The sequence below is a fragment of the Pseudoalteromonas sp. NH0006-46 genome (assembly GCF_057547735.1).
In genome coordinates, this window is the sequence record NZ_BAAJML010000003.1 from 213386 (window position 1) to 231495 (window position 18110).

The 18110-nt window shown below is 39.4% G+C and carries 17 protein-coding genes; 6 read left to right on the forward strand and 11 right to left on the reverse strand.

Translation table 11 applies throughout. The annotated features are described in order from the left end of the window. Nucleotides 1–67 precede the first annotated feature (67 nt). Nucleotides 68–928 (reverse strand): DUF6279 family lipoprotein, encoded by an 861-nt coding sequence (locus AC27I2_RS08705; RefSeq protein ID WP_487204016.1) that lies wholly within the window; start codon nucleotides 926–928, stop codon nucleotides 68–70. Between the two features lie 411 nt (nucleotides 929–1339). On the opposite strand from AC27I2_RS08705, the gene AC27I2_RS08710 reads away from it, so the two are divergent. Further along, entirely contained in the window at nucleotides 1340–2065 is a 726-nt protein-coding gene (locus AC27I2_RS08710) for a tetratricopeptide repeat protein (RefSeq protein WP_006791705.1), read from the forward strand. Between the two features lie 69 nt (nucleotides 2066–2134). On the opposite strand, the gene AC27I2_RS08715 is transcribed toward AC27I2_RS08710, so the two are convergent. The 9 genes from AC27I2_RS08715 to dnaK all read right to left on the reverse strand — a co-directional run bounded on the left by AC27I2_RS08715 (nucleotide 2135) and on the right by dnaK (nucleotide 10892). After that, on the reverse strand, nucleotides 2135–3553 hold the full coding sequence (locus tag AC27I2_RS08715; protein ID WP_487204017.1) for a coniferyl aldehyde dehydrogenase: 1419 nt from the start codon (nucleotides 3551–3553) through the stop codon (nucleotides 2135–2137). Nucleotides 3554–3691: 138 nt separating this feature from the next. Continuing rightward, nucleotides 3692–5158: an SLC13 family permease gene (locus AC27I2_RS08720; protein ID WP_487204018.1), complete on the reverse strand. Its 1467-nt coding sequence runs from the start codon at nucleotides 5156–5158 to the stop codon at nucleotides 3692–3694. A 206-nt stretch (nucleotides 5159–5364) separates the two neighbouring features. Beyond that, a complete protein-coding gene (locus AC27I2_RS08725; protein WP_058404086.1) occupies nucleotides 5365–5628 on the reverse strand; it encodes a CBU_0592 family membrane protein in 264 nt (87 codons plus the stop codon). 151 nt (nucleotides 5629–5779) lie between these two features. Further along, nucleotides 5780–6031 (reverse strand): hypothetical protein, encoded by a 252-nt coding sequence (locus AC27I2_RS08730; RefSeq protein ID WP_058404085.1) that lies wholly within the window; start codon nucleotides 6029–6031, stop codon nucleotides 5780–5782. Between the two features lie 111 nt (nucleotides 6032–6142). Next, entirely contained in the window at nucleotides 6143–6520 is a 378-nt protein-coding gene (locus AC27I2_RS08735) for a response regulator (RefSeq protein ID WP_058404084.1), read from the reverse strand. A gap of 56 nt (nucleotides 6521–6576) precedes the next feature. Then, complete coding sequence (locus AC27I2_RS08740; protein WP_058404083.1) at nucleotides 6577–6981, reverse strand: DUF1761 domain-containing protein; 405 nt, start codon at nucleotides 6979–6981, stop codon at nucleotides 6577–6579. 104 nt (nucleotides 6982–7085) lie between these two features. Beyond that, the gene (gene ybaK / locus AC27I2_RS08745) at nucleotides 7086–7547 is read right to left on the reverse strand and encodes a Cys-tRNA(Pro) deacylase (protein ID WP_487204019.1); all 462 of its coding nucleotides are present in this window, start codon (nucleotides 7545–7547) and stop codon (nucleotides 7086–7088) included. Nucleotides 7548–7634: 87 nt separating this feature from the next. Continuing rightward, entirely contained in the window at nucleotides 7635–8774 is a 1140-nt protein-coding gene (dnaJ, locus tag AC27I2_RS08750; protein ID WP_058552968.1) for a molecular chaperone DnaJ, read from the reverse strand. Between the two features lie 201 nt (nucleotides 8775–8975). Then, complete coding sequence (dnaK, locus tag AC27I2_RS08755) at nucleotides 8976–10892, reverse strand: molecular chaperone DnaK (RefSeq protein ID WP_058404081.1); 1917 nt, start codon at nucleotides 10890–10892, stop codon at nucleotides 8976–8978. A gap of 241 nt (nucleotides 10893–11133) precedes the next feature. Between dnaK and AC27I2_RS08760 the strand changes: the two genes are divergently transcribed. The 4 genes from AC27I2_RS08760 to AC27I2_RS08775 all read left to right on the forward strand — a co-directional run bounded on the left by AC27I2_RS08760 (nucleotide 11134) and on the right by AC27I2_RS08775 (nucleotide 15862). Further along, nucleotides 11134–11949 carry a thioesterase family protein gene (locus tag AC27I2_RS08760; protein WP_058404080.1) on the forward strand — a complete coding sequence of 272 codons (816 nt, stop codon included), beginning with the start codon at nucleotides 11134–11136 and terminating at the stop codon, nucleotides 11947–11949. A gap of 486 nt (nucleotides 11950–12435) precedes the next feature. Next, on the forward strand, nucleotides 12436–13602 hold the full coding sequence (locus AC27I2_RS08765) for a paraquat-inducible protein A (protein WP_235591426.1): 1167 nt from the start codon (nucleotides 12436–12438) through the stop codon (nucleotides 13600–13602). Next, nucleotides 13599–15254, forward strand: a complete 1656-nt coding sequence (pqiB, locus tag AC27I2_RS08770) for an intermembrane transport protein PqiB (RefSeq protein WP_058404079.1) — start codon at nucleotides 13599–13601, stop codon at nucleotides 15252–15254. The genes AC27I2_RS08765 and pqiB overlap by 4 nt, the downstream gene beginning before the upstream one ends. Continuing rightward, the gene (locus AC27I2_RS08775) at nucleotides 15254–15862 is read left to right on the forward strand and encodes a PqiC family protein (protein WP_058404078.1); all 609 of its coding nucleotides are present in this window, start codon (nucleotides 15254–15256) and stop codon (nucleotides 15860–15862) included. Before pqiB ends, AC27I2_RS08775 begins: the two co-directional genes overlap by 1 nt. On the opposite strand, the gene AC27I2_RS08780 is transcribed toward AC27I2_RS08775, so the two are convergent. After that, the gene (locus AC27I2_RS08780) at nucleotides 15859–16356 is read right to left on the reverse strand and encodes a GNAT family N-acetyltransferase (RefSeq protein WP_487204020.1); all 498 of its coding nucleotides are present in this window, start codon (nucleotides 16354–16356) and stop codon (nucleotides 15859–15861) included. The genes AC27I2_RS08775 and AC27I2_RS08780 overlap by 4 nt on opposite strands. A gap of 303 nt (nucleotides 16357–16659) precedes the next feature. Here AC27I2_RS08780 and AC27I2_RS08785 point away from each other — a divergent pair, with 303 nt between their 5' ends. Next, entirely contained in the window at nucleotides 16660–18042 is a 1383-nt protein-coding gene (locus tag AC27I2_RS08785; protein ID WP_058404076.1) for a Na+/H+ antiporter NhaC family protein, read from the forward strand. Nucleotides 18043–18110 lie beyond the last annotated feature (68 nt).

The window sequence follows — 18110 nt, forward strand, 5'->3', positions numbered from 1 at the left end:
CAATCGATAAGATCATATTTATATTATATAAAATAAAGCATTATCAGCCACTGTAAAGGTTTACTATTTACGATTCCATTAAATCATTTAGAGTTTCAATCAGGCTGTCAAATTCATCATTAACGCTTTCACGCTGCTTGTTGCTCAATGTAGGAGCGAGTTCGACTAATAAATTGACATATAAATCGAGGTTGGTTGCATTTATGGCTAATTGTTCTTCGCTCATAAAGGCCTCACGTTCTTTTATTACGTGGCTCAGTTTATTTACAAACTCGTTTTCTGGTAAGCTTTTATTATGCATTATTACTTTAGCCGCATCTAAGCGAGCTTGTTTGTAATCGAGCCAAAGAGCCCCTGATTCTGTGTGTTCATTATTTGCGTCTGCAATGAGTCGCTTTTGCTGGTCAGTGAGCTTACCAAGCCAATCTGAATAGTAGTCTAGCTGGTTTTCTAGGCGTTTAGTTTTGCGCTCTTTACTAGATTGTTCGTTATATCGCTCACGATCTTCGTTAATTTGCTCTTGTATATTTTGTATAAATTCGTCGCGTTGCTCTTTAGAAAGCGTATACCCTAACTGTGCAAGGGGGTAATGCGCATGTTCAAGAAGGTTTTTCCAATGCGTTCTGGCAAATACCACCTGCTCTTTTAATTGGGCATGATTGAGTTGTTGATTAAACAACAATTTTAAATTTTCAATATCCTGCTTGTATGCTGGCAATTGTGTGTCGCGGTGCCATTGCTGTGTGGTATTAATAATTTCTTTTAGTTGTTTGTTCTGTTGTTTGTTTAAATCGACGTAGTCATCAACCCAAAATGACGATAACCATGTTAAATTATTATAAGTAAACGAAGCAGAACAACTCGTTAATAGCAATACACTTAACGCAATAGTTATATGTGACAACTTATTTTTTATTGTTTTAAACATTTTCACCTCTGCAAACATGAACGCTTAACTTAGCTAAGCACTTACATAATGACCTTGCGTATTACGAACACGCTCTTTTTTATCGCACGTAAGCTCAAAAGTATAAAATTAAAGTAACACGTTTTTAGCCGTGCTTTGACCTAGTTATTTCTTTTAAATTTTCTGTTATATCTGTATCTTACGCTTATTACATCAAACGGGTTAGGTAAAACAACCTCGATTTGAGCTATGCTATATTGGCACACAGTGTTTATCTAAACCTAAATGCACGCTAATTTTTTTGTAGCAATACAATAAACCTAAAATACAGCAATGTTATACGCCCTTCATTACGTGTGAGTGCAATAGTATTGCAAAGAAAATGGTTTTATTTAACTCACAGTGAAACGATTACTTGTTGGAGATATCGCTATGTCACAGTTTAATTTAAAAACGTTATTACTTACGGGTGCTTTAATTGCTAGCCCTTTTGCCAATGCGACTCTTGAAGAAGGTATTATTGCGGCAAACGAAGGTCGCTTTGAATTCGCTTTAAAAGAATTTGAGTACCTTGCCGACAAAGGGTTTGCACCTGGCATTTACGAACTTGCTAAGTTATACGAAGAAGGCCACGGCGTTACACGCGATTATTACAAAGCAGCCGACCTATACAAAAAAGGCGTAAAAAAGAACCACGCAGACTCAATGTTTGCATTAGCGGTATTATACGATGAAGGTAAAGGCGTTAAATTAGACAAACAAATGGCTTTATCTCTATTCGAAAAAGCAGCCAAAAAAAACATGCCTGCCGCACAGTTTAACTTAGGTGTTATGTATTCAAATGGTGATGGTGTTAGTCACGATTACAAACTTGCCAAAACTTGGTACGAAAAAGCCGCAGGTAACAACTATTCTTTAGCGCAATTTAATTTAGCGCTTATGTACTTTGAGGGGTTAGGAATGCCAAAAAACCTTGAAAAGTCATACATATGGAATACGATTGCCGAATACAATGGCAACATGCAAGCAAGCCACAGTCGAAAGCTGGATGAGCGTTCCATGCTACCAAAAGAAATTGAAGAAGCAAAAGAAAAAGCCGACGCAATTTACACTAAAATTCTTGCAGGCACATATGCAGGCGAAGGGCGTCTGTTTTAAGTCAAGCAATACAAATAAAGCTGAACTTAGTGTCATTGCGCATAACGAGTTCAGCTTTTTTAATTTGTATTACTTAATATATAGCCACTTTAATAGTTTAGTTAGCAGTTTGCTTTGCTTGAGTAACAACCCTATACGGGGGTTAAAAGAACCAGAAACCAGTGTATTTTTAGCGTGGCTAAACGTTAAAAACCCTTCTTTACCATGATAGTGCCCCATACCTGAGTGACCTACGCCACCAAATGGCGCGTCGTCAGCGGTTACTTGCACCAGAGTATCGTTAACGGCAACGGTGCCACTGAGCGTTTGTTTAATAATGTACTCTTGCGCTTGTTTATCTTGACCTAAAATATAAAGAGCAAGTGGGTTAGGATGCTGTTTAATATAATCAAGAACTTCTTCTAACTTCCCATAACTCTTAAGTGGCAATATAGGCCCAAATAATTCGTCTTGCATAAGTTGCATGTCATCAGTCACGTTTGTGACTAAATGCAGACCCATACGATGCTTATCTGCATCTTGTTGATTTTGCTCAAGTGGCTTAATGACATTTGCCCCAAGTGCTTGCGCTTGTACCAAATATTCGGATAAACGCGCATAATGCGAATCACTAATAATAGAGGTTAAATTTTTACCTTCAACACCTTGCTTAAAGTGCTTTTTATAAAGATCACATAGCTGTTTAATGAGCTGGCTTTCTAAGGTTTTAGGCACAAATACATAGTCTGGTGCAACACAAATTTGCCCGGCATTCGCCATTTTTCCAAATAAAAGTGCGTGCGCAGCCTTTTTAATATCAGCTTGCTCAGTAATAATAACTGGTGACTTGCCGCCAAGCTCTAAAGTAACGGGGGTTAAGTTTTTACTGGCGGCTTTCATTACTAATTTGCCAACTCCTGTAGAGCCGGTAAATAATAAGTGTGCAAAAGGGAGGGACGAAAATTCGCTTGCAACGTCACTACCACCTTGGACCACACATACGTGCTGGCTCATTTTATTATCAAAAAGCTTTTCTAAAACAGCATTGGTATGAGGAGTAAATTCACTCAGCTTCAACATAACCTTATTACCCGCTGCAATTGCGGTGATCACTGGCACAACTGCAAGTTGAATTGGATAATTCCACGGTGCGATAACGCCTACAACGCCTTTTGGCTGATAGGTAACACTTACTTTTGAAGGCCATAGGCTAAGCCCCACAGAACGTTTACTCGGCTTTGACCACTTAGGTAGCTTTTTAATAATGTGCGAAAGCCCTTGCACGGTAGGTAAAATATCCCCCAGTAAGGTATCAAACGCAGTACGGTAACCAAAGTCTTTAGATACCGCACTGATAAGTTCTTCTTCAAGCTCTACAATGCGCGAACGTAATTTTTTTAAAATGGCTAATCGAGAATGAACTGTAGGATAAGGGTTATCTAAAAACGCATTTTGCAAACTATTAAACTGCGTTGATAAAGAAGCTGCTTGTACTGTGTCTGTCGTCAAAATAGGTTACTCGATTTTTAAAGTTATTGTCGACTATAACCTTGTTCTGTTTTTCGAGCAATAACACTAATTTACCTATTACAACAACATACATACTGATTAAGAGTCGCTTTGCTTGAGGTACAAAGGGACTCCATTTTAAAAATTAAATACTGTTTTTGCGAGCGTTATGGTTACAAGTGTAATTAACACGATAGCGACTAGGTTAAGTGCAAAGCCTGCTTTGATCATATCGCGAATTTTAATTTTCCCCGAGCCAAACACAATGGCATTTGGTGGTGTTGCAACAGGCATCATAAACGCACAACTGCATGCTATAGCAGCAGGAATAACCCATACTAAGGGCGATCCAAAAACACTTTCAGCAACAGGGCCTAATAACGGCAAAAAGCCAGCTGCCGTGGCTGTGTTACTCGTTATTTCAGTTAAAAAAGTAATGAGCGCAACAACCACAAGAATTCCCATAACGAACGGAATAGCACTCGCACCTTCTATCATCTGTGCAATGTATTGCGCTAAACCAGAAGATTTAATTTGTGATGCTAATGATAAGCCCCCACCAAAAAGTAATAACACACCCCAAGGAACTTTAGACGCACTCGCCCAATCTAAAATACGCTCGTCACTGCCCTTTTTAGCTGGCAAAACAAATAACACCAGGGCTGCTGCAATCGCAATAGCTGTATCTGAAATACCAAGACCCGATAAGTCAGCTAATAGCGGTCTAAAAATCCAACAGAGCGCTGCGAGTGAAAATACTAAAAACACCCCTTTTTCTGCGCGTTGCAACGAACCGAGTGTTGCAAGCTCATCAACAAACATGGTTTTACTGTCTAGTATGTTTTCTGCATTTTTATCAACTTTATAGCTAAATTTAGTAAGCCATATCCAGCACACCAACAACATGGCAATTGCCAAAGGTACACCTACCATCATCCACTGCCCAAAGCCAATTTCAATTTGGTAACTTTCAGATAAGTAAGCTGCCATAAGGGCATTAGGCGGTGTTCCTATTAACGTAGCAATACCACCAATGCTGGCACCATAGGCAATTGATAACAGTAATGCTTTTGCAAATTCATCTTCACTAGAATCAGAATTACTCACTAAATGAATAATTGATAACGCGATGGGCAACATCATCACCGTTGTTGCTGTGTTTGACATCCACATAGATAAAAATGCTGTTACTAGCATCATGGCTAATATTTGTAAGCTAGGCTTTTTACCCGCATAGAGCATAGTGGTTAACGCAATTCGTTTATGTAGCCCCCAACGCTCCATAGCTATTGATATTAAAAAACCACCCAAAAATAAAAATATGAGTGGATGTGCATAAGGTGCTGCTGTAATTTTGATAGGTGCAATACCCACAAGTGGCGTTATGACGAGCGGCAACAAAGAAGTCGCAGGAATAGGCACAACCTCAGTTACCCACCAAGAGGCCATCCAAAACGCTAAACCGGCTGTTTTAAAGGCTGTATTAGACAGGCCGCTTGGCGGCTCTAATAAACAGGTTAACAGCATGACAATGGGGCCAAGCCATAACCACAAGCTTCGCATAATTGAATATGTTTGATTAATATTGTTTAGATTGCTTAACATTACTGCGCCAAAAGCTTTTTAACAGACGTTACAGTAAATAAGATGGTGAGGACTTGTCAAATGGATACACATCACCCAACACAATAAATATAAAGTAAAATATTTAAAGCGTTTAGTGAGAGTGTTAAGATTTAAGGAATAAAAAAATCAAAAAGGGGATTTAAAGTAACGCCGTAAACAAAAGGCCTACGGCGAACATATCAAAATTAACTAGTCGCTAATGCTGATCTATTTTTTAGGTACTTATATAAACCAATTAATGAGGCTGCGATCCAAAATATTTCTATCACAAAGCTTGCCAAATTAAAGTTATAACAGAGGCTAATTAATAATAAAATCGCTCCTGTTAAGTTCATCATGTTGTATGTCAGGCTGGTTGGTGTTGTTTTACCTAACTGAAGTAAAAAAAACGACCCTACAACTAAAAAAGTACCTGTCATACCGATGATGTCAAATAAGAGTGCTATCACGAAACTATCCTTTATCCATTTTTTAAATAACCCAAAAAACTGGCCCAATCCATGGGGAGGGTATATTTTCATTCATTGAAACAGCAAAACCGGGCAATCATAACAACAAAGTAGATTCAAACAAGGGCATATGTCCGCTTATGTTTTTAGCTTATTTAAATGTAACTTTTCCACCAATCATTTTATAGGCAGGTGCACCGCGAATTAAAGCGGGCCTTGCAAAAGCCCGCTCACAACTTGGGCAAATACAAGGGGTTTTTGTGAAGTCTTGAGATATACGTTCTTTAAAACATTTAACAAGTGCTCCTTTGCCTCCCTTTCGGTATTTAAAAAGCTGCGTTTTGCATGAAGAGCAAAAAATATCAACGGTTTTTGTAGGGCCTTTTTTGTTTGGTTGTGCCAAAACACCTCCGTAATTGAACGATTATATTTTAGGTATAATACGGTAAGTTTAATTTAGTCGTCCTTGAATTAAAACAGATGTAATTGCTAGGGCGTGCCTAAGTTGTTTTGTTTATGGCTTATGGGCTGCGGCTAAAACACGGTCTAAGTGGTCACTCAGCACTTTAAGACTAAAAGGTTTAACAATAATGCCTGATACTTTAGCTGCTATTACATTTTTTATAGCTTTAGAGTTATCTTCGCATGTCACCATTAAGACAGGAATTGAGGTAAGCTGTTCGTCATTTCTTATTCTATTTAGTAAATCTTTGCCATCCATTTTTGGCATATATAAATCTGTGATAACTAAATCAAACGGCTGCTTTTTTAATAATGTAAGTGCTTGAATACCATCTGTTGCTTCAACTAAATCAAGGTATTTTAAATTTCTAAGCATGTTAATTAATACATGTCGCATCAGTGGCATATCATCAACAACAAGTATTTTCATATTATTTAGTTGCCTGAATAAGTAAAAAGATAAACAGTTTTGTATTTATAAATCAATTATGGCCAACCACCTATAATTAATCCCATTAACGAAAATTGGCTTACATAGTAACCACTGTTTATCAAAAAAAGTTTCACTGGACGCTGCTCATAAATATAACTTAAACCCAAAGAGCTGCTCACCCAAAATAACCCAATAGAAAATCCAGTAACCACGCTTAAACCTAAATCTGAATCGTTTCCTAAAAATATCGATAATAAAAACGCAGATACAAACGAGAACAAAAACGTACCCACAAATGCTTTATTTTTGCTAGCGCCTTGAAAGTCTAGCTCTGTTAGTCCACAACTTTCTAACCATGCTTGTCTAAATAACATATTTGAATACCAAACATTACTTAGCGTAAACGATGAAAGCGCGGCTACTAGTATTGAAATGAAATTAATATCCGAGAAATTCATACTGCACTGAAGTTTCCTGAATCCTAACGTCTTTTTAATGTAGTTAATATTAACTAAAGCAGCAAATACTAAAATGTAACCGACACTTAAATAACTACAAACAATTAAAACAATGCAAACGTGGCTTGTGTTAATTCAGCTATATCGTCTATGGCTAACTTTAACTCCAAGCCACGCTTACCCGCACTTACATATACAATATCAAACTCTCTGGCACTATTATGTATGTAGGTTTGAAGGCGTTTTTTTTGTCCAAGCGGGCTTACACCTCCAAGTATATAACCGGTACTTGCATTTACTTTTTGAGGCGCAGCCAAGGCCACTTTTTTTGTCTTTACTACTTTAGCAAGCAGCTTAAGATTAACTTGTTTAGATACGGGTGTTATAGCCACTATTAACTGGCCTTCGTGTGTTTCTAATACCAGTGTTTTAAATACCTGCTCGCTATTTAAGTTAAGTTTTTCAACCGCCTCTAAACCATAGTGACCATTCTTTGCATCGTGCTCATAGCTCAGTATTTCGAACCTTATTTTTTGTTTTTCTAGTAGTGCGATTGCAGGCGTCATTTCGTTTTCACTTTTCACTGAGGAGTTAGCAAATTTAAAGCAAAAAAAACGGCGCTGTAAAGCACCGTTTTTAAACAATAATCATGTTTATTTAGTTAAGTCATCAAAAAACTTTTTAACACCATCAAAAAAGCCTTGCTCTTTAGGACGGTTTTTTGAGCTATCTGTGCCCATGCTTTCTTCTAACTCTTTAAGTAGTTCACGTTGGCGCTCGTTTAGATTGACAGGTGTTTCAATAACCACCTTACAAATTAAATCGCCTTGCGCACCGCTACGAACAGACTTAACACCTTTGCCACGCATACGGAACATTTTTCCCGTTTGTGTCTCTGACGGTATTTTAAGTTTTGCACGACCATCAAGGGTCGGTACTTGAATCTCACCGCCCAAGCCTGATGTGGTAAAGCTGATTGGGACTTCACAATATAAATTATTACCTTCACGTACAAAAATCTCGTGTTCTCTCACTGACACTTGTACGTATAAATCACCTGCTGGTGCGCCATGCACACCGGCTTCACCTTCACCAGATAAGCGAATACGGTCGCCCGTATCAACGCCTGCAGGTATTTTAACCGACAACGTTTTAGTTTTTTCTACACGACCTTGACCATGACAGCTATTACAAGGGTCTGAGATAATTTGACCTTGTCCCTGACACGTAGGACACGTTTGCTGAACGGCAAAGAAACCTTGACGCATTTGAACTTGGCCAGCACCATGACAGGTTGTACACGTTTTAGGTTTAGAACCTGCTTTTGCACCACTACCATCACAAGGATCACAGCTTACCCATGTAGGTACTTTAATTTCTACTTCTTTTCCACGAACCGCTTCTTCAAGCGTTAAGTCCATGTTGTAACGTAAATCAGATCCGCGTTGTTGACGAGATTGACGTCGACCACCGCCGCCACCAAAAATATCACCAAACACATCGCCAAATACATCACCAAAGTCACCATGGCCGCCGCCAAAGCCGCCATGACCACCGCCACCACCTTGTTCAAAGGCTGCGTGACCATATTGGTCGTACATCTGACGTTTTTGGTCGTCAGTTAGTATTTCGTACGCTTCTTTAACTTCTTTAAACTTGGTCTCAAGCTCTTTATCGCCTGCGGTACGATCTGGATGATATTTCATCGCTAAGCGTTTATACGCTTTTTTTATGTCTCGCTCACTCGCATCTTTGCTTACGCCGAGGACTTCGTAATAATCGCGTTTTGACATATCTATCACACTACTCTTTCTATTTTGCAGCGTAAGCTGCGGGATAAACCGATAAATCTCATCGATTTATCATTGAATTATGAACCTTAAATACATGCAAAAGGCGCGACAAGCTATTGCTCGCGCGCCTCGTTTGTTCATCCTAACCTAAACACCTAACCGAGTTAAGTGTTTTTGGTTAGCTAGAAGCGTCAGCAACAATTACTTGTCGTCTTTTACTTCTTCAAACTCTGCATCAACAACGTCATCATCTTGCTTAGCTGATTGTTGTTGCTCACCTGCATCTGCTTGACCTTGCTGCGCTTTAGCTTGAGCAATTTCCATTAGCTTTTGAGACTTTTCAGCAAGTGCTTGCGTTTTAGCTTCAATTTCTTCTTTATTGTCGCTCTTAATTGCAGCTTCTAAGTCTACAACTGCAGCTTCAATGGCTTCTTTGTCTTCGTTTGGTAGTGCATCACCCGCTTCTTCAACTTGCTTACGTGTACCGTGAACCATTGCATCAGCTTGGTTACGAACAGCTACAAGCTCTTCAAACTTTTTGTCTTCTTCAGCGTGGGCTTCTGCATCGCGAACCATTTTTTCAACTTCTTCATCGCTTAAACCAGAAGAGGCTTGAATCGTGATTTTTTGCTCTTTACCTGTATCTTTATCTTTAGCAGATACATGTAAGATACCATCCGCATCAACATCAAATGTTACTTCAATCTGTGGTGTACCACGTTGTGCTGGGCGAATACCTTCTAGGTTAAATTGACCTAGAGATTTGTTGTCGCTTGAACGTTTACGCTCACCTTGTAACACATGAATGGTTACCGCAGATTGGTTATCTTCTGCTGTTGAGAAAGTTTGCGATTTCTTAGTAGGAATCGTCGTATTCTTCTCAATAAGTGCTGTCATTACAGAACCCATTGTTTCAATACCTAGAGACAACGGAGAAACGTCTAGTAGAAGTACGTCTTTAACATCACCTGCTAGTACACCACCTTGAATTGCCGCGCCCACTGCAACAGCTTCATCAGGGTTAACGTCTTTACGTGGCTCTTTACCAAAGAAGTCAGCAACTGTTTTTTGTACTAAAGGCATACGTGTTTGGCCACCAACAAGGATAATGTCGTTGATGTCGCCTACTGATAAATCAGAATCAGCAAGTGCACGTTTAAGCGGCTCTAAAGATTTAGTTACTAAATCTTCAACAAGTGACTCAAGCTTAGCGCGTGTTAGTTTCACGTTCATGTGCTTAGGACCTGTTGCATCAGCAGTTACGTACGGAAGGTTAACTTCTGTAGATTGTGCAGATGACAGTTCAATTTTAGCTTTTTCAGCAGCTTCTTTAACACGTTGCATTGCAAGTGGATCTGTTTTTAGATCTAAGCCTTGGTCTTTCTTAAATTCTGCTACTAAGTAGTTGATTACGCGGTTATCAAAATCTTCACCACCTAAGTGAGTATCACCATTTGTAGCTAGTACTTCAAATGTGTGCTCGCCTTCAACTTCATCAATTTCAATGATTGATAAATCGAAAGTACCACCACCTAAATCGTATACAGCTACAATGTTTTCGCCTTTGTTTTTGTCCATGCCGTAAGCAAGGGCAGCAGCTGTTGGCTCATTGATGATACGTTTAACTTCAAGACCCGCAATACGGCCAGCGTCTTTAGTCGCTTGACGTTGTGAATCATTAAAGTATGCAGGTACTGTGATTACAGCTTCAGTTACGGCTTCACCTAGGAAGTCTTCAGCTGTTTTTTTCATTTTTTTAAGTACTTCAGCAGAGATTTGCGGTGCAGCGCGTTTTTCGCCGCCTGCTTCTACCCACGCATCGCCGTTATCGGCTTTAATGATTTTAAACGGCATAATACCAATATCGCGTTGTACTTCTTCGTCTTCAAAACGACGACCAATTAAACGCTTAATTGCAAATAATGTGTTTGTAGGGTTAGTAACCGCTTGACGCTTAGCAGATTGACCTACTAATGTTTCACCGTCTTGCGTGTAAGCAATAATAGACGGGGTTGTGCGATCGCCTTCCGCGTTTTCAATAACACGTGCTTTGTCACCATCAAGTACTGCAACACAAGAGTTTGTAGTACCTAAATCGATTCCGATAATTTTACCCATGAAACTTCTCCAACTTCAAAATTCGTTAATACGTTCGATGACTAGTAAATAGGGATGCCATAAAACTAATTCAACTGTAAAAATGAAAAAAAATTCATTTTTTATGATTTATTTACAAAATAACCCTAATTATTGTAAGGAATGATGATTTTTAGAGCGTTTGACACGCCTTTAATTACTGGCCTGACCAGTTTGATTGTGTTATAAATTTATTAAATTGCACTTTTAAAGGATATTTCCCATGCACTTTGACCAACTACTTGAGCAAGCCGCTAAAATAGGTCAATCAGATAAAATCGAACAATCAACGCTTACCATGCAATTTCCTGAAAATTGGTGTCAAGGAAGAACCGCTTTTGGTGGTTTATCAGCTGCATTGTTATATCAAGCTATTAGAGGCCAAGTGAGTAATGACCGCCGCCTTCTTTCGTTGAGTACCAATTTTGTGGGGCCTTTATTGGCCGATACCCCTTTTTCACTGTACGTTGAAATATTACGTGAGGGTAAAAACAGCACACAAGTACTCGCTAAAGCTATTCAAAATGAGCAAGTAGCCGTCATTGTTCAGGCTTGTTTTGCTAAAAATAGAGAGTCAGCTATTGATGTTCCTGTTTCAAAGACATTAGGTTTAAGCCCCGTTAACGAGCGCCATACGTTACCCTTTATAAAAGGCCAAATGCCTGAATTTTTTCAACACGTGGATTTATGCCCGCAACAAGGCGCAATGCCTTTTACAGGGGCAGACACATCACATTTAGGTGGATGGATGCGACTTAAACACACACCCGAAACCATTACAGAGGCGCATATCATTGCATTAACCGATGCATGGCCGCCCACGTTATTACAAATGTTTAAGCAACCCGGGCCTGCAAGTAGTATGTCGTGGTATTTAGAGTTTGTTCAATCCCCCAATTTAACGCCTGGCGAGTGGCTTGGTTTTGAAGCGATCACGCATCACTCTAAAGATGGGTATGGTTTAGAAGATGGGTGTATTTGGTCACAATCAGGTGAGCTTATTGCCCTTACACGCCAAACGGTTGCCGTTTTTGATTAGGGTCTATTGATCTTTGCGGATTAAAATGTGTTCAAACTAGGGGCTATTTAATCGCGGCGCGAGGTTTGTAACCCAGTGGGCTCGGTAATTGCTCTTGTCTTATTCTTCTAGCTTACATCTATGCAGGCAGCAAAGTGTAAATAGCCCCTAGGAAGCCCACCTTGGGCAGCGCCTGTTGGTATTAATACTGCGTTATCGCCAATTTATGGTGAATAACCACACTACATAGGCTCTGCCTTGCCTGAACACCAAACAGGCTGGTGCAACAAACTTAATCTTGAAAGGCCAACAAACCCATATATAAAAAAGTAATCCAATCAGATACTTTATTGCTTGGCCTGTATACAAAAGTTAATTGTTCGCGTTGTATTACAGCCCCAAATATTGCAAAATCAAGTAAATGCCTTGTTGGTTGGTACTAATTTGCAAACTGTTTGCCCCTGCTGCGACCTGATCATCGATATACCAAGAGTTATTGCTAAGCAAATGGCGATATGCCCGCATTGTCATCATAAATTGTGCGAAGCAAACGTAAACCACGATAATCGCATAGTGGCCTTGAGTTTTAGTGCCCTACTCATGCTATTAAGCAGTATGTTTTACCCTTTTTTATCCTTTAGTAGTAATGGCATAACCCAAACGATTACCCTACCCGATGCAGCCCGAATATTGTTCAATTACGATAGTGAATTATTGGGGCTTTTTATTGATTTAAGCATTATTGCGTTGCCAATGAGTTTATTAATTATTTTGATCCCGCTTCACTTAGGTATTTTAAAAACATTGCCACAGGGTATTGCTCGTCGGTTACTTAAGTTTACTTTGGCACTTGAGCCATGGATTATGTCTGAGATATTTTTAATTGGTGTGTTAGTCAGCATGGTTAAAATTATGTCTTTAGCTGATATAAGCTTTGGCGCAAGTTTTTGGGCCTACGCTGCCTTTGTTTTTTTATATATTGCCGCTTTAGTGCACTTAAATCGCCCAAGGCTATGGGCACAAATTAAACCTGAAAAGAAGTTAGAGGGTGTTGAACATGCTAAGCGTGCAATCGACGAAAATATTAAAGCCTGCCATGTGTGTCATCAGCTTTGTACCAGTAACATATGCCAGCGATGCCACACTAAAACACATGTACGTAACCCTTATAGCGTTCAAAAAGCAACCGCTTGGCTCATTACTTCTATTGTTTGCTTTATACCAGCAAACGTATTGCCCATTATGAATACCACGAGCTTGGGTGATGAAACCCCATCGACACTTATCGGCGGGGTTATTTTACTCTGGAAAAGTGGTTCTTACCCTATTGCGGGTATTATTTTTTTTGCGAGTGTTGTTGTTCCTTTAGCCAAAGCATGTGTACTAAGCTTTTTGTGTATTATGGTAACAAAACCCGCAAACAGGCATACTAAAAGCTATACTAGAATTTACCAACTCACTGAGTTTATTGGTAAATGGTCAATGATAGACGTTTTTGTTGTCGCCATTTTAGTAGCGCTAGTGCAGCTGGGTAATTTAATGTCAGTGACACCAGGTTTAGGCATTGCATTTTTCACCGTTATGGTAATATGCCAAATGATGGCTGCTCACTCATTTGATCCACGCCTGTTATGGGATTCACCTAAAAATAAATCATCAGAGACCAAAACATGACCGAAACCGCCCAAGTAACAGATGAACCAAAAATCTCTGCTATCTGGATTATTCCAGCCATAGCGCTTTTTGTCGGTGTGTGGATGCTTTATCAATATCAAGCAAATAAAGGCCCCACTATATATATAGAAATGCCGCAAGCCGAGGGTATTATTGCGGGTAAAACAGAGATAAAAGTGCGCAGTGTAAAAATAGGGCAAATTGACAGCGTACGTTTATCCGACTCTCAAGACAGTGTTATTGCACGGGCTCAAATAGATAAAAACTATGATGACCTACTCACCGACGACGCTAAAATATGGGTGGTAAAGCCACGTATTGATGAAACCGGTATAAGTGGAATGAGCACCTTATTATCTGGAGTTTACTTAGAGTTTGCACCTGGTGAAAGTGAAAACCTAAAAGAACATTTCATCCTCCAAGAAGAGCCTGCGCTCATTGGCAAAGACGTGCAAGGCGGTCGCTTCCAACTACTTAGCTATAACGCAGAGGTACTTGATGTTAGCACCGGGATATTTTTTAAAAATTATAAAATTGGCCAAATAGAGACTGCTACATTTGATTGGGAAAACCAAGCAATGAAATACGGTATCTTTATAAAAGCGCCGTACCAAAACTTAATTACCAACAATTCGATTTTTTGGGTCAACGCCGGTATAGAAATTGATTTATCTGCCGATGGCATAAATATTAATACGGGTTCTTTGAGTAAGCTTTTAAAAGGGGGGATTTCAGTTGGCTTACCCGATAACCAAACACCGGGTGAAATAGCTAACGATGGCCACAACTTTTCACTCAGTCAAAGCTATAAAGAAGCACTCGAAGAACGCTTTTACGACTTTGACTATTACATAATAGATTTTGAACAATCTATTAGAGGACTCAGACCCGGCGCCCCTGTTGAATACCGAGGGATCCGTATTGGTACAGTGGTTGAAGCCCCTGCAAACATAATTGTTAATGGCAAACCAGCCCACTTTAAAAGTGCAAATACATCAGTGCCTGTGCTGATAAAAATAGAATATGGACGTATTTATCACCATAGCGCAACCGCTAAAGACTTTTGGAAAGATAGCTTAAAGGGCTGGATAAACATTGGTATGCGCGCCTCTTTAAAGCCCGGTAATTTACTAACCGGTGCAGTTTATGTTGATTTTGACATGTACCCCGACGCACCAGAAGCTGGCTTTGAAAAACTGGGCCAGTACACCGTTTTTCCTAGTGTATCAAGTGGGATTACCGTTCTTGCCGACCAAGTTTCTGATGTATTAAACAAAGTAAATAATTTAAAAGTTGAAGAAAGCTTAGCGCAAATACAAGTTGCCTTTGCCGACTACCAGTCTCTTGCTAATGAAATGCGCACGCTATTAAATGAAAAAGATACTCAAAACTTACCTGGTGATATAAATCGCAACTTTGCAAAAATGACTAAAAGCATGGAGCAGTTTGAAGTGACTATGCGTCAATTTGACAAAACTATGGCAAGTTATCAAGCTGGGTCTGAATTTCACCACCAATTGCAACAAACACTGCGTGAATTTAAGCGCTTAAGTGAAGAAATACAACCTTTGACACGTGGTTTAAATGAGCAACCAAACATGCTGATTTTTGACAAAGCGCTGCCCGCAGATCCAATACCAAGGAAGCAATAATGAAAACGCTATTACTAATAACAAGTGTGCTTTTAGTATTGTCGGGCTGTAGTTCAGCAATACAAACAACAACGCAGTACTACCAATTTGAACAGCCTATTGAATCATCGTCTCGTAATGTTAGTGAAACCAGTGCACAGCTGAGAGTACAAACTGTGGTATTAAGAGGCGCATTAAATAATTTAGGTATAGCGATGAAAATTGATAATAATCAAATTCATGCTGCAAATTATCATTTATGGGGCGAGTCTCCTGACGTTATGCTTACTGCCACTGCCCAACAAACTTTATTCAAAAACATGCCAAATTGGATGGTGATTAAGGGGCTGCCTGTAATAACTGAATTAGATCAGCAAACGTTTTACGAGCTGGAGTACGAAATTCACCATTTTAATGGTGATATGCAAGGTAATGCAGATATATCTGGCCTTTGGCGCTTATATTATACTCACCCAGAAACCGGCCGCCGCTTGATTAGTGTGCATAATTTCTCTAGCGTGCTCCCCATAAAAGACGATGGCTACGATAGTTTAGTTGCCACGCTTGAACAAACCTGGCTAAACATAAACTTAGATGTGGCTAAAGCGATAGAGCAAGCACAGCTTTAATAACCATATATATCAATGGCGGTTTTATCATCACTAATAACCGCCTTGCCCACTTTTTTAAAACCTAATTTTAGCAGTACACTTTGCGAAGCTTTATTATTTTCCGAAGCAATAGCACTTACTCGATCAATACCCAGTGTGTGCCTATTTTGTAAAAGCGTTTTAGCCGCTTCAAAAATATAACCATTTTTTTCATGATGCGCTAACAAGGCAAAACCTACATCTGGCAATTGCAACACTGTCCGTTTGTAAAAACCCACTATTCCTACCACTTCACCACTGTGTAACGTAATAATATAAGGGCCAAACCCTTGGTGTTTATGCGTGGCTATAAATGATTGTTCAATATAATTTTTGGCATCACTAAGTGTATAAATTGCTTTATCGCCAATATACTTTTTAAAATTAATTTGATTCACTAAAGTGAGTAATATTGCTGCATCGTGCTGGTTTGCATAGCGAAGAAATAAGCGTTTGGTTTTAAATACGGTCACCACGTTTTATCCTTTAAAAAGTTACTTTGCACGTAAATTTTATTGACTGAAATACAAAACCAGATTATTTTTGCACCGATGTTTTTACAGGCACAACAATAGCGGTATGCATTCCTTGCTCCGTCTGGCGCCAAAGCCAACGCGTGTTATTTAAACCTTTAATTTAACATAACCGTTTAAATACTCCTCTCGCGTACAAAAGCAGTGACTTGGAAAATGATTTAACAACAAACTATCATCTTCTTTGTTTTTGTATAAGCAATTTAAATTTTTAAATATGCTTTTAATTTTGTGAACACTTAAATGCTCGAACCTTCTGCGTTAAGTTTACTGCCACCGGCGGTGGTGGTTGTGTTGGCTGTTGTTTTACGCCGCCCTATTTTATCTTTACTTATTGGTGCTTTAGTTGGGTTAGTAATAGCCGACCCGGCTCAGGTACTTGCTAACTTTGCCAGCACATCGCTCAAAGTCATGACCGACGAAACCATAGGTTGGTTAATACTCGTATGCGGTGGCTTTGGTGCTTTAATAGCCTTATTAGTGCGTACTGGCGGTGCGTCAGCGTTTGGAAAATTGGCACTAAAATACACTAAAGGTAAACGCTCATCTTTATTTATGACATTTTGCTTAGGTGTAGTTATTTTTATTGATGATTACTTAAATGCGCTTACCGTTGGCGAAACCATGAAACGCATTACCGATAAGTTTAAAGTGAGCCGAGAAATGCTTGCCTATGTAGTCGACTCAACTGCAGCACCGATTTGTGTACTTGTCCCTTTATCTACTTGGGCAGTATTTTTTGGCGGACTATTAGTAGATAACGGCATTGCCGAAGAAGGCAAAGGGATTGCTGTATATATTCAAGCAATTCCTTATATGTTTTATGCTTGGTTTGCAGTATTGGTGGTTTTGTTAGTGGTATTAGGTGTTATACCTGCTATTGGGCCCATGACAAAAGCCGAAAAAATAGCACAAATAGAGCAAGCCAGCGTAGACCCAGCTCAGTTTAGTGATATTCAAACAGCTGACGAATACGCAGTAAAAGCAGTAGAAGAAAACTTTGAAGATGCCGATCCTCAAGGGAAATTACATAACTTTTTACTGCCGATAATTTTACTTGTAGCCTTTACCGTTTACTTTGAAATAGATGTATATAAAGGCTTACTGGCAACCATGGCGGTCACTTTGCCTTTTTATGCACTACAAAAATTAATGAGCGTTAGCGAAATGATTGAACGTATGCTTGATGGCTTTAAGAGTATGATACCGGCTATTGGCACTGTAATTGCCGCCTTTATTTTTAAAGATGTGTGCGATTTAATAGGCTTACCGCAATTTGTTATAGGCAGTTTAAGCCCTTACATGACGGCGCAATACTTACCAGCAGTGGTATTTATCGCGATGGCAGTGTTAGCGTTTGCTACAGGCTCTAGCTGGGGTATTTTTGCAGTGTCTATCCCTATCGTTATGCCACTGGCAACGGCGGTTGATGCAAATATTCCATTAGTAATTGGCGCGTTATTATCGGCCTCATCATTTGGTAGCCAAGCGTGTTTTTATTCAGACTCTACTGTACTTGCAGCCCAAGGCTCTGGCTGTAACTTAATGAGCCATGCAGTAACGCAATTGCCGTACACATTAATAGCGGCTTCATTGGCGGTTATTGGCTTTATTGTTATGGCATAAATACTTATAGGTAGAATGAAATAAATAAAACCCCCAATGTAGCAATACATTGGGGGTTTATTTTTTGA